Annotated in this window: 12 protein-coding genes; 7 read left to right on the top strand and 5 right to left on the bottom strand. The window is 63.6% G+C overall.

All coding sequences use genetic code 11. The features are described 5' to 3' along the window. The first annotated feature begins 15 nt into the window (after window positions 1–15). The 6 genes from BN976_RS07310 to BN976_RS07285 are packed head-to-tail and all read left to right on the top strand — an operon-like array spanning window position 16 to window position 6,768. Window positions 16–1,359 carry a hypothetical protein gene (locus BN976_RS07310; RefSeq protein WP_145977926.1) on the top strand — a complete coding sequence of 448 codons (1,344 nt, stop codon included), beginning with the start codon at window positions 16–18 and terminating at the stop codon, window positions 1,357–1,359. A 56-nt stretch (window positions 1,360–1,415) separates the two neighbouring features. Beyond that, a complete protein-coding gene (locus tag BN976_RS07305; RefSeq protein WP_036369559.1) occupies window positions 1,416–2,684 on the top strand; it encodes an MATE family efflux transporter in 1,269 nt (422 codons plus the stop codon). A gap of 50 nt (window positions 2,685–2,734) precedes the next feature. Next, window positions 2,735–3,427: an SGNH/GDSL hydrolase family protein gene (locus BN976_RS07300; RefSeq protein ID WP_158498008.1), complete on the top strand. Its 693-nt coding sequence runs from the start codon at window positions 2,735–2,737 to the stop codon at window positions 3,425–3,427. Window positions 3,428–3,477: 50 nt separating this feature from the next. Next, window positions 3,478–4,674, top strand: coding sequence for a YveK family protein (locus BN976_RS07295; RefSeq protein ID WP_158498007.1), 1,197 nt, complete (start codon window positions 3,478–3,480; stop codon window positions 4,672–4,674). After that, window positions 4,605–6,014, top strand: coding sequence for a hypothetical protein (locus tag BN976_RS07290; RefSeq protein ID WP_158498006.1), 1,410 nt, complete (start codon window positions 4,605–4,607; stop codon window positions 6,012–6,014). The genes BN976_RS07295 and BN976_RS07290 overlap by 70 nt, the downstream gene beginning before the upstream one ends. Before the next feature lies 1 nt (window position 6,015). Next, window positions 6,016–6,768: an SGNH/GDSL hydrolase family protein gene (locus tag BN976_RS07285; RefSeq protein WP_051558350.1), complete on the top strand. Its 753-nt coding sequence runs from the start codon at window positions 6,016–6,018 to the stop codon at window positions 6,766–6,768. A gap of 2 nt (window positions 6,769–6,770) precedes the next feature. Here the strand turns inward: BN976_RS07285 and BN976_RS07280 are convergent, their stop codons facing one another. Then, window positions 6,771–7,661: a hypothetical protein gene (locus tag BN976_RS07280; RefSeq protein WP_145977925.1), complete on the bottom strand. Its 891-nt coding sequence runs from the start codon at window positions 7,659–7,661 to the stop codon at window positions 6,771–6,773. A 605-nt stretch (window positions 7,662–8,266) separates the two neighbouring features. Here BN976_RS07280 and BN976_RS07275 point away from each other — a divergent pair. Next, window positions 8,267–8,653 carry a hypothetical protein gene (locus BN976_RS07275; RefSeq protein WP_036369549.1) on the top strand — a complete coding sequence of 129 codons (387 nt, stop codon included), beginning with the start codon at window positions 8,267–8,269 and terminating at the stop codon, window positions 8,651–8,653. A 62-nt stretch (window positions 8,654–8,715) separates the two neighbouring features. Here the strand turns inward: BN976_RS07275 and BN976_RS07270 are convergent, their stop codons facing one another. The 4 genes from BN976_RS07270 to BN976_RS07255 all read right to left on the bottom strand — a co-directional run bounded on the left by BN976_RS07270 (window position 8,716) and on the right by BN976_RS07255 (window position 12,576). After that, window positions 8,716–9,501 carry a biotin--[acetyl-CoA-carboxylase] ligase gene (locus BN976_RS07270; protein ID WP_036369546.1) on the bottom strand — a complete coding sequence of 262 codons (786 nt, stop codon included), beginning with the start codon at window positions 9,499–9,501 and terminating at the stop codon, window positions 8,716–8,718. A 24-nt stretch (window positions 9,502–9,525) separates the two neighbouring features. Then, on the bottom strand, window positions 9,526–11,250 hold the full coding sequence (locus BN976_RS32005; RefSeq protein WP_051558349.1) for a PecA family PE domain-processing aspartic protease: 1,725 nt from the start codon (window positions 11,248–11,250) through the stop codon (window positions 9,526–9,528). A gap of 361 nt (window positions 11,251–11,611) precedes the next feature. After that, on the bottom strand, window positions 11,612–11,740 hold the full coding sequence (locus BN976_RS34665; protein ID WP_322787912.1) for a hypothetical protein: 129 nt from the start codon (window positions 11,738–11,740) through the stop codon (window positions 11,612–11,614). Between the two features lie 506 nt (window positions 11,741–12,246). After that, on the bottom strand, window positions 12,247–12,576 hold the full coding sequence (locus tag BN976_RS07255) for a hypothetical protein (RefSeq protein ID WP_036369545.1): 330 nt from the start codon (window positions 12,574–12,576) through the stop codon (window positions 12,247–12,249). Window positions 12,577–12,694: the final 118 nt, after the last annotated feature.

Below are 12,694 nucleotides of genomic sequence, written 5' to 3'. Positions count from 1 at the left end.
ACACGGAGGGCCTGCGTGGAGATCCAAGAATTATGGCGGGTGATGACTCACCGATGGCGCGTGGTGTTGACCACAGTCCTGGTCTGCGTCAGCGTCGCGCTGGCTTGGGCGCTGGCGGGGCCTGTCACCTACACCGCTGCCGGGAATGTCGTCATCTCCACATACGGCAGCTTGGGTACCGCCAACGACGCTTTCGCGGGTGAACAGGTCTCCCAGCAACGCGCTCCAACATATGCTCAGTTGCTGCGCGGACCCGAGATTGCCGCCCGCGCCTCTGCCTTGCTCAACGGAGAGATCTCGCCGAAGACCATCGATGACGCCGTTGACGCGCGCATCGTCTCGCGTATACCGCTTGTGACCGTGACCGCCACTATGCCTTCTCCCAACGATGCGGTGCGGGTGGTAGTAGCGGTGGAACGGGCATTTCAGCAGTACGTGAACGAGATAGAACGCCCTGGTCGTGATGGATCTCTGACGGCGGTCCGGCTCAGTGGCGATCCCCCCTCGGTCGTGCGCAACGGAAACCCAGTTCGGGATGCGCTGCTGTCTGTCCTGCTCGGCCTCATTCTGGGAACGGTGCTCGCGGTGTACAGGGACAGGACCGATCCGATTGTGCGCAGCCCGGGTCAGATCGCCGGGCTAGGCTTCCGGCACCTGGGCTCGATCGATGTCTGTCAAGGTCATCCTGTGGCCGGGGATGCGTTTCGCAGGCTGGCGGTGGAGTGTGCTCGATTGGATTGCAGCGCCGACATGGCCGCACGGGTCATCCTCGTCACCGGTTGCGAACCCGGCGACGATTCGCCGTCACTGATAGCGGCCGGCCTAGCCAAGGGCATAACCGATTGCGGTCGGCCGGCTGCACTGGTGAGCGCTTCGCCTGGCGATGGCACGTCCCGTGGGGGGCTGTCGGATGTGCTGGAAGGAGAGCAGTCTTGGTCTGACTGCGTTTCGGTCGGGCCGGCGGGCGTTGCCGTCATGGATTCGGGAACCAAGGGCGGCGCCCTGGATCGAATAGTCTTGGCGATGGGTCCAAAGGCTCGCCTGCCGGAGCCTTCCAAACCGGGCGTTTGCACCGTCATCGAGGGCCCGTCCATCGTGCACTCGTCGATCACTGTCGCGTTGACGGCTGTCGTCGACCGCGCGCTCATCGTGGCGACCCGCGGCCGAACCAAAGTTGATGACCTCCTCGAAGCAAAGTTGACGCTGGAAGCAATGAACACGCCGATCGCTGGGCTCGTTCTGGCCAGACCGGTGAAGCCGCGCCCCGAATGGCGGCCTTCCCCGGTCACCCGCAGGGAGCCTGCTCAGGTGACGGATCCACAGAACTACCACCAGGCACCGACAGCGGCCAGGCAGTGACCGAGAACACGTCAGTGCAATCTGCGTCGACGTCACCGGGTCACGCTTCGTCACCCGTGCAGAACGGCGGGTCGAGCGCCCTCCTCACGTCCCTTGACCAGGTACTCTCCAGCGGCAGCAATGCACTGATGGTGTTCTCGCTGGCGAGAATTTCTTCCGTTGAACAGTTCGGTGTGGTGGCGCTGCTCGTGGCGGGTGTGGCGGCGGTGCTCGGGTTCAACCGGGGGGCGCTCGGTACCCCGTTGCTGCTGACGAGCAATCTGCAGCGGCACTGGGTGGTGGCCGAGGCGCGCTATGCGTCCAGCTGGGCTTTAGGTAGTGGCGTGCTCGCCGCGGCCGCGGTTGCGACGGTCGGAGTCGCGTTCGGCCAATCCGGTATCGGTCTGGCATTCGCCGCGTGCATCCCCGTCGTTCTAGTGCAGGACGTCCTCCGATTCGCTTCAATTGCGGTGGGACAACCGATGATCGCGGTCCGTAGCGATGCGTTCTGGGCAGCCACGATGACGGTTGTCTTCGTGGTTACGCTGTTCGAGTCCCTGGGCACGTCGCCGCTTCTCGTCATTTGTGCGTGGGGCACCGGCGCAGTGGCGTCGACTTTGTTCATCGCTATCCCGCTGCAGGTGACGTTGCCCCGCGAACGGCTTGGCGAGTGGTGGCGGAGGTACCGACGCGCACGATTGCGGTTCGGGGCGCTTTACACAGCGATTCAGGCCAGCGCTTTTTTCGTCACGTTGATCGTGACGGTGTTCATCGGGAGTGCGGCCGCCGCGGGAGTCCGTGGCGCGGCAGCGATTTTCGGTCCGATAGCAATGCTAGTCTCCGCGCTACCGTTGGTCTTCATCCCTCATGCCCGGCGCACAGCCGGTCCTGCGGCCAGTCAATGGCGAGTACTCATGCTGGCGTCGATTGTGTCGTCCGGCTTCACCCTACTCGTCACGGTGATGCTGGTGTTGACGCCATCCTGGCTGGGTTCCGCATTATTGGGGGACACCTGGGGTCTGGCGCACTCACTCATTCCAATGATTGGAGTTGAGTCCGCCGCAATGTGCTGGATCGTCAGCGTGTACAGCTTCTTTCAGGCTCAAGGCGATAGTCGACGGGTGGTCCACCTCAACGTCGTTCAGTGCCTACTCCAGTTGACCCTTTGCCTGGGCGCGGCGTTGTTTGTCGGTACGGCGGCCGGAATCGCTGCTGCGCTCGCGGTTTCGGGTTTGGCAAGCACGCTGATAGGGGTGGCGTTTGTCGTCGGGCCGGTTCGCGCCGGACGCAGCTCCGCGGCATGTGGCCCGAAGCTCTCGGCAACTTCGGAAGTGACAGCGTCGTGAAAGTCAGACCGAGGGACACGTTGATTGTGCTGCTTGCTGGAGTAGTGGGCGTGTTGTCGGTAGCGGTGTTACAGAAATCGGACCGGACCGCGGTGAATGCCGGTGCTGTCGAGCCCGTGGCCGCAGGCGGCCCGACGAGCGTCACGAGGCAACAAACGGCCGTGCCGACGCTGGTTTTCGTGGGTGATTTCACCAACGGTTCGAATGAGGGCGGGGAGGGCGCGCAGAACTGGACAGCTCTCGTCGGACAGAAGATCAGCCGGAGTACGCCGTTACGCATCGTGGCTGACAGCAGCGGGGGCGGAGCGGGCTACGTGGTCCGCGGTCTGAGTCCTACGTTCGCAGATCAGGTGAAGCGTCTGGTGACAGCCGATGCGAAAGTCGTAGTTGTATCGGGAAGTAGAAGTGATGTCGTGGCCAGCCCGGCTGATGTCGCGGCGGCGGCGCTGGAGACCTTTGCGTTGGTGCATGAGCTCGCACCGCGGGCGAACCTCATCGTGGTGGGACCTACCTGGGGTACAAGTGAGCCGTCCGAAGACGTGTTACGGATTCGCGACGCAGTTCGCGATGCGGCGGCGGTATCCATGGGCTACTTCGTCGATCCGCTGCAGGATCGGTGGTTCACCAGTGGATTACCCGGACTCATCGGCTCCAACGGCGTTCATCCGACTGACGCGGGTAACGCGCACATGGCCGAGCTGATGGAGCCTGTCGTCAGCGCTGCACTGATGCAGGCACGGTGACCCCGCATGCGAGCGCGCATCGAACGACATCGTCAGAGAGGGGAATAGCCTTGACCGTCAAGAGAATTGTGCTCGGCAGGTCGTCCAAGGCGTGGACGATCGTGCTCGGGGTGGCCGCGGTCGGCGCGCTGATCGGCGCGCTGATCGGGTTTGGCGGTCAGACGGTGTACACCGCCCACGCGTCGATGTACGTCACGCCGCCGGCCAGCAGCACTCCGACCGACGCCGTGATGGCCGGTCAGTACGCGGCCAACAGGACGCAGCTGTATCTAGAGTTGATAGGAAGCAACGAGCTGGCGCGCCGCGTTGCCAGTAACCTGGGCATATCCGAGTCGCCGCTCTCTCTGGCTGGCAGTGTTTCAGCGACGAGCGTGCACCAAACCTCGATCTTGGCTTTGGAGGCACGTGGATCAAGTCCCGACGAGGCCCGGTCTTTGGCGAACGCCTACGTCAAGGAGTTGCCGGCGTATGCGCAAGCGGTAGAACGGAACAGCGGTCTTCGTGAAGAACCACCGATGGCGCCGGTGGTCTTGCCGATGTCTGTTTCGTCTAACAAGTCGGGGATCACGCCATGGCTGCCGGTGCTCGGCGGCGCCGCCCTACTCGGCATTCCCGCAGTGTTGACCGTATGGTCGCTGCGCCGACGCCACCCGGTGGTCCGCGACGTCAAATCCGTGAGGGCCGCGCTGTCGGTGCCCTTCGTCGAGGCGGTCGGTGATGAAGCTGAAATCAACCGCGTGATGACCATGCTTCTGACCACCATGGGCTCCACACGTCTTCTACTTATCGCCAGTCCCCGCAACAAAGTGTCCACAGCACGTTTCGTCACACGGATCGGTGAAGCGCTCGACCATGCCGGAATCTCCTACGATCTGATTTCAGTTTCGGACTTGGCCGATTTCACAATCGGTAACCACTCGCAGAACCTGGTCGTTGTCGATGTGCCCGGAATGTTGGACCAGTCGCCACGCCTCGAGAATCTGACCAATCGCCCGGTATCGGCCGTCATCGTCGCCCGGCGCGGTCAAACACTCCTCGAAGACGTCGTCGACTTGCAGCGCCACTTCGCTGTGCTCAAGTTCGAGGATGTTAAGGGAGTGGTGGTCGAGCGGTTTTCGAAAACGACCCGGGCGGCCCGCGGACCCACCGAAGTCGGCGCACGCGTCGATGGTCAACCGTGGCCGACTATCGACGTCCTCGAGGAGGACTCGATCAGGCAAAGCGGCAGAAGGCGCAGTTCAAGATGACGAGCACGGCTCTGCTGGTCCTCGCCGCCGTCGCCGCCGCCGTCGCTTTGTGGTGCAGTTTCGCCCGCACCAGTGCTGCGCTGCCGCCGACCGTGCTCGGGATCATTTTTCTGGTCATTTCGGTCGGTGGCCCGGTATGGGAGTGGAGCAAGTGGGCAGAAGGTGCCGGCCTACCGCCCAACGTACCGGCACCGGCATTCGGCGAGGCCGTCGCCGCACAGGCGTTCTTATGGGCGTCTATCGGCGCATCGCTGTCGGCCCTGCTGATCCCACAATCGCGTCGCGCCTCGGTGCCCACGGGCACGGCTGGCTCGACATGGGCGCCGCCCAGATCGCTGTCGATCGGACTGCTGATCCTCTCGAGTCTGTCGTTCGTCGGCTGGGTGATCGGCAGTGGACCCAGTTTCTTCCGCCGAGAGGTCTACACGCAATCCGACGGCAACGACTTTCTGCTGCGAGCTAGCTTTCCCTTCGGCGTCATCGTGGGTCTTATCGCCCTTACTGTGGTAGCTGTCGAGAAAGACCGCCTGCTGCGAGCGCTGCTGATCGCCGTTGCAACCCTGGAATTCGTCGGCTTGATCGGAATCGGCTCCCGCACCGCTCTGGCATTCCCGATTATTGGGGCGGTACTGGTGATTCGCAATGAGGTCAAACGGCGCAGAATCCACCCACTCGCCGTCCTCTCCGCGACGTTCCTCCTCTTGCTTCCGATCGCAGGTTTCGGCGTGGTGAAACAGGCTAGATCCATGCCTCATGGGATGTTCAACATCCCCACCGTGGCTCACGCCTACTTTTCTGACGCGCTGGCGTCAACAGATTCGTTCCTACTGCCCCTCAAACAGCTCACCGCATCGATCTTCGCGGCCTTCCCCATAGGTGAACAGTCCGCGACCTACGGCGTCGGCCTCAACGTTCTGGTTGCCAACGCCAACGTCTTGCCGGGAACGGGGCAGGCGATGGAATTAGAACGTTACTGGCCATACGAGTGGATCCCGCTGTGCTTCGCGGGAACATGGTATGGCGCGGCTGGGTGGGCGGGGCAACTCATCTTGTTTGCTGCAGTGGGATGGATGACCGGATACACCGCCTATAACCTGCAGCGTGGTCGTTTTCGCTTCCTATCAGTTCTGCCTCTAGGAATGGCTATCCTGATCGGACTGCTGTCGATTCAATACCCCTCGCGAATGGTGTGGCGAGTGATCTCCTTGGCCGCAACAGTTTTGGTGATGTCGTACCTCACGCGCGACCGTCGCCAAAACCACCCGCCCGGCATCCCCAATTTCGATCTCATCACGTCGTCTCTCAGAGTGCACCAGTCCCGTCCCGAAGTGAAGGCATGACATGCGAAACGTCGAGTCGGCCAAGGCCTGGGCGATAGCGGGTACGGTCGCCGCCGTCGCAGCTGTGTCCCTACTGGCTACTTCCATCGGTGTCGCGATCGCACGCGACGACGCACTCCAGCCACCGCCGCTCGCCGTGTCGGCGTTCGACACGCCGAAGAAGGTGGTGGTCTTCGGCGACTCACTGACGGCAGGCAGTGTCGAGGGCGGACTCGGTCAGCGAGGCTGGCCGGAACTGGTCTGGCAGCAACTGCGGGAGGAGGGGATCGACGTCCTCCCCGAGGTCTCGGGTCGCGGGGGATCGGGTTACGTCAAGCGCGGTGCGGCCGGTACGACCATCAAGGAAGAGGCCGCGCGACTAGTGAGCCCCGACGACGACGTGATCGTTTTCTTCGGTGGTAATAATGATTTCGGTGAGGAGGGCGAAGCTGAAGCCATACACGAGACGTTGACGAAGGCGCGAGCTACTGCGCCTGATGCCGAGATTGTCGTAGTCGGCCCAATCTTGCCGATCAAGATCGAACAGACACCCCAGACAATGTTCGCCTTCGAGAATCTGCTCACCATTCGTGACACTCTGCGCCGGGAAGCTGAGTCTCTGGGCGCGGTTTTCGTGGATCCAATCGAAGAAAGGTGGTTCGTCGATGCGCCTGAGTTGATCGGAGCCGACAACGTACACCCGACCGACGCCGGCCATGAGTTTATGTATGACCACTTGCTGCCGGCTGTGCGTTCAGCTCTGAAGGACGGCTGACCTCAATCGTGCACCACCAAGTCGGGTAGAGGCGCCGTACTGGACGTGGCGCGGAGCAAAGGGCCGAACTGGTTGCTGGCGCCACCGTTGACCAACGCGTTTATGCTCGAGAACACTGGAGCGCCACGGCTTCCGGCGAGAGTGATCGGGCCGTAGCGTCCCCCCACCACGTTGGCCGTAGTCGACCGGATCAGCGGAATCGTCACCGAGTCACCGATCCCGTTGACGAAGACCTCCGAAACCGAGTGCCCAGCGATCCACTGAGCTGACGGCTGGTCCAGCACCGGCCAGCGTTCTGAGATCAGCGAACCGGTCCCCTGGTCCGCGTAGACGATCCGCAGGTCTGCCGGATCCAAATTCTCGTTGCCGAACTTGCACCGGGTGATCACCATTCCGCCGCCGGCGTTGGTGTCCGAAGGAGCCGGGACGAACCAGACGTCGATACGAGGGGAGCCGTCGGGCGGGCCGAAACGGAGGAAGTCGTTGTTCTGGATATAAGTGTTGTTTCCGCCCATCGACAGCTTCACATGCACGCGATTGGCCAGAAAAGCGTTGTCGGATATGGTCGTCCCGTCAGATAGGCCTGACATTGCTATCCCGATGGTGCCGACGTAATCGACGCCGTGGAACACGTTGTTGCTGATCTTCCAATACGGATGGTCCACGCTGTTGGTCGAGATCGAACACCCCCGGTACCCGATGAACGCACAATCGTGGACTTGGTGTAGATCGGCCACATTCGCGCCGGCGTGAGAATTGCGCACATGGCCCCTGCCGCCATCGAAACGAATCCCGCCGAGTTCCAGCGAATTCCACCTCTGATTGGAGTCGATGAAGTAGGTTTCCGGCCCAAGGCCAACAGTCGTTGTACCCTGTCCTGCGCCAAGTATCACGGGGTTGGGGTGATCAATGCCGTGGCCTAGGTAGAGGTACCGTCCGGGCGGGATATACACCGGCTTGCCCGACGCGACTGCAGCCCGAATCGCCTCAGACGAGTCTGTGTGCTGCGTGGGATCCGCACCTCCGGCAAAAGCCGGATCGGTGGCAATGGCGAAACCGTAGATGGGTATTCCCGTCCGGCGGTCGACGGTTGGGCACCGCGCTGAGAGGGCGCCCTCATCCGGATCGACGTCAGGCGACCGATCCGACCCAGGTGGGCTGCACGCCGACGCGACACCGACCCCGGAGGCGGCAAGGAGGAGTCCGCGGACGAAACCGCGACGGGAGGGAGCCGGGGGGCTGTCGTCGTCTGCGCCGTGAATCCTGGCCGCTACCACGATCATGGACTCTAGCGGCCGTTGCCGCCTACCGAATACGGGTCAGCCATCTGGCAAGGCGGTCACAGTGGGTCACCTCCCACAGTTGTGGCTCTACCGGCCAGGGCCCAATTCCTGACGGCAACCCACGCTCACATGTGGTGAGGCCCAGCCTCCCCACACCGTCGATTCCGCGGAATTGCCGCCTCCCGAGACTCGCGGTCGGCGGTAGGCTTCCATCCGTGGCGCAAGACGATCTCGAACCCCGCGTGAGCGCGCTCGAGGAGCAGGTGCGCGATCTGACCGGTCGCGTGCGTGGCACCGAGCAAGATGCCGCAGCCGCTCGCGTGCTGGCCGGTGCGGCGGACCGCGATGTCAGCGAGATCCGGGGAGAGCTTCGGGACTTTCGTCAGGCCACCACGACAAGCTTCAATGCCCTCCGGCAGGACTTCGTCGAGCTCCGGCAGGACTTCGGCCACCTGCGCCGGGAGTTCGGCGACCTCCGCGGACATGTCGATCAGGGCTTTGCCGAGATGCGTGGCCGACTCGACGCCGCCGCAGCCGGCCAGCAGCAGATTGTGGATCTGCTCACCACGATCATCAACGAACCCGGCTCACGCGCGGAATAGCGTTCCTGGCTGTCGATCGGCCCGCGATCGCAGCCAGGAACGCTATTCCGCGGGAAACGGACTCAGGCGTGACGCAGGTGCGTGATGTCGCCCGCCGACACCGTCACCGTCGTGCCGTCGTCGTCGATCAGCAGCCGTCCGTCATCGTCGATACCCGTTGCGACGCCGACGATTTCGGTGTCGCCGGGTAGCACCGCCCGCACCTGCGCGCCGATCGTCGTGCTGGCGTTGCGGTAGTCGGCGGCCAGCCCGGGATCGCCTGAGCGCCAGCGATGCAGCTGCCTGCTCAGCTCCTGCAGCACCGTCGCGGCCAGCGCGGTGCGATCAGCGTCATGGCCGAGCATCATCAGCGACACCGCGTTCGGGTCGGGCAGTTCGTCGGCGGTGAAGCCGACGTTGAGACCCAGGCCGACGACGATCACCGGCGCCGACACCTCGGCGAGAATGCCCGCCAGCTTCGCGGTGCCGACCAGAATGTCGTTGGGCCACTTCACTCCTGCGTCGACGCCGTAGTTCTCCCGCACGACGTGCGCGACCGCCAGCCCGGTCAGCAGCGGCAGCCAGCCCCACCGTTCCGCCGGAACACCCGTGGCGTTCACGCCGACCGACATGGAGATCTGCGAACGCGGCGGCGCCGACCAGCTGCGGCCGTGCCGGCCCCGGCCCGCGGTCTGATGCTCGGCCAGCAGCACCGCGCCGGCGATGTCCTCGCCGGCGGCGGCGCGTGCGATCAGGTCGGCGTTCGTCGAGCCGGTCTCCTCGACGACGTCTACGCGCCGCCACTCGGTGTCCGAGATGGCGGCGCGCAGCCGGTCGATGTTCAGTTCTGGACGGTCAGGTGCAGGCACGTGCCCGAGCGTAACGGTGCCGGATCACCGGTAGTTGAAGCTGGTCGTGCCGTCGTCGAGGTAGGTGACGTAGATGGCGTCCTGCGAGAACGGCACGAAGCCCGAATTGAACAGCGACCCTGTCGACAGGCTGGGAGTATTGGCCCTGGTGGTGCGGTAGGAGTAGATCAGCGTCTCCCCGTCGGCGGTGTACACCTCGATGAGCGTGCCCGGTGCGATCGAATCCTCCGGCCACAGCCAGTCGGGCACCTCGCCGAGAATGCCGCCGGAATCGAACGAACCGTCCACTTCTTCGGCGTCTCGGCCCCCCACACTCACCTTCAGCGGCATGTCCGGCGACGCATCCAGCGTGAGACGCGCGGGATACGGGTTCGGCCCGAGGATGATGCGGCGGCGGCGCTCGTCGATCATCACGCCCTTGTTCAGCTGGCCGGGGAGGTCGAGCATCGGATTGGTATCCCACGGTTCGGTGGAGGTGTTCGCGCCGATGCCGAGAACCCCCACATAGCCGCCGGCCTTGTTGTAGTCCTCGAAACCTGCCGCGGAGTACAGCGCGACCACCTTGACGTCTGTCTCGTCGATGACGAGATCGTCGCCGAAGTCGATGGACGTGCGGTAGACGTTGAAGTCGTAGGTGAACGATTCGCCGTACCCGCCTTCGTGAGTGGGCCCGGGCAGGCCGAGATCCTCGAGTCCGATGTACCGCGGGTCGATGACCAGGCCGACCGATCCGGTGTCGAGGAGGACGGGAACGCGGGGTCCACCGTTGACCGACAGATAGACGATCGGCTCGGTCTTGACGCTTCCGCCGTGTCGCCACATCTGGATCGGGAGAATCTCGTACACGGTGCCGTTGTCGCCGGCGTCCTTGACCAGGTCGATGATGTCGTCGGCCGCCGCCCGGGGCCCGAACCATCCGACAACGACAATCAGCTTCTCCGCGGACTCCATGGCGTCGCCGGCCCGGATGGGCAGCCGAATGCTGTTCTCCAACCGGATGCGGGCGATGGCATGGGCGAACGGCTGATCGGCGGTCGCAGCGAACTCATCCTGCAGGCGGGCGTGATTGTCCATCCACTGCTGCAGATTCGTCTGTGCGCCAGCGAGCATCATCTGCGGAAGAATCGCGGCGAGGCCCGCCAGGATGTTGCCGTCGCCCCAGGTGGCGGCGTAAAGATCATCGCGTGCGTCGGCCAGCTGGTCGATCGCCAACTCAACGGTGTCGGTGTCCTCATCCTCGTCAGGCTCGGCACCGTCCTCATCGACGGGTTCCTGGTCGACGGGTTCCTGGTCGACGGGCTCCTCGAGCTCTTCGTCCACCACCGCCGCGGTGTCGACGGTGACCAGGTTCTCGGCGCTGGACTCCCGGACGCTGGACGGCACGTAGTGCGGTCCCGACGTCGCCCCGTCCTCGGTGACGTCCGGGCCGTCGTCCTCGGAGGCCTCGGAGGCGTCGGCGACCTCGTGTTCGTCTTCGTCGTCCTCGATGGCGCCCGGGTCGTCGCCATCGACCTCGAGGTCGGCGTCAGCCGTGTGATCGGCATTGTCCGCGTCGTCGGCGCGGTCCTTGTCCGGCTCCGGTTCAGAACGCGACGACGTTTCCTCGGACGTGGAGGCGGCGGTGCTTTCACTGCTGCTCGCACCGGTGTCGTCGGGCGCCGCCTGGGCGACGGCAGGTGCGACGAGAAGGATTCCCGCGGCGATAGCGGGGGAGGCGACTACAGTCAGAGCCCAGCTACTGAAGTTCATGCGCGAAAGTAGACCACGGCGCAGAATGAATTTATGACGCCTCCGCTATTTTCCGATGGAGATCGATGATATGTCGGACTTGGCAGAATAATTCTCCAGGATGAGGGCGCATATCCGATGAATCTTCGGCAGCGCTCGACGCTGCGAACCCCAGCCTCACCTAACAGCGGTGGGAACGCCGGTGACGGTCCAGCAAACAACTCTTGAATGATTCGGTGGGCCGATCCGCATTGCTGCAGCAACTATCCAGATAGCGAAAACGACCATGTCGTCAGCCTGACAAAGGCGCCTTTGGGGATTCGAATCGGGCCGGGGTCGGCCGCCGGGGCATTCGTTGTGCGGACCGTTCGGTTAGCCTGAGCTACCGCGCGGTCGCCGGCGGCAGATCACCTTCGGAGATTGCCGCGTTTGTGAGTTCCACGGTCTCGAAGTCCTGCGCGCGTTCGCCATGCTGGACCGTCGCGCGGTTGAGCGCATCGAATCCCAGCACAAACGCGACCATCGCCACAAGCCGCCCACGCATTGCCGAACGCCCACTCCCAGGTGGTTGCCGCAGGTGCCGTCACGAGCCAGTACGCAGCGACGGTGACCAGCGGATACCCGCACAGCACATAGAATCGACCGTCGTTGCTGGCCAGCCACCCGGGGTGACGGCGGTTGTGCAGATGCCAACCCGTGAGCAACACGATCAGCAACACTGCGGTGATGGTCGACTCCATTGACGCCCCCTGCCCGGCGAGCTCTTGAAATTTCATTTTGCAAGAGCTTCTGTTTGCCAGATCTGAAGACGGCCGACGCGCAGCCGATAGTTGCGCCTGAGTCGAGAACAGCCTGGTAAGAACAAACGATAAGGTCAGAGTGACGTTCTCGTCAACAATTGGCAGAATGTGTCGGCACCAATTTGGAACCACCAGAGTTTCGCTACAACAGCATCTCGGTGTCGAGTTTTAATTAACGGTGCCCGTGTGACGGTTGTGGCAGGAAACTCACAGAGATTCAGAAACGAATGCTGCCGGTGGCCGGCTCGATGGTCTCCATCTGTACAGCCGCCCTGGCGTGCTCGGCGGTGACGCCGTTGAGCGCGGTGAACCCGGCCACGAAGGACATCACCGCGGCCAGCGCCCACGCGTTGCCCATCGCCCATTCCCACGCGGTAGCGGTCGGCGCGGTGGTCAGCCAGTACGCGGCGACGGCGACCAGGGGATACCCGCACAGAATGTAGAAACGGCCGTTGGCGCTGGCCTGCCAGCCTGCGTGGCGCCGGTTGTGCAGATGCCATGCGCCCAGCACGACGATGACCGCGATTGCGGCGGTGGTCGACAGCATCTGCGGCCCTCCTCGCGCTGTGGCTCCTCTGCTGGCTGAAAGGGCCCGGCTTAGCCAAAATATTCCGCACCCGGCACAAAAAGTGTGCGTGAGCAACCTGTGAACAGTGTGTGGCTTC

This window comes from Mycolicibacterium austroafricanum, from assembly GCF_000612725.1.
In the GTDB taxonomy this organism is placed as follows: Bacteria; Actinomycetota; Actinomycetes; order Mycobacteriales; family Mycobacteriaceae; genus Mycobacterium; species Mycobacterium austroafricanum.
The sequence above is the reverse complement of the archived record's forward strand: the minus strand, read 5'-3'. Positions and strand labels throughout refer to the sequence as shown.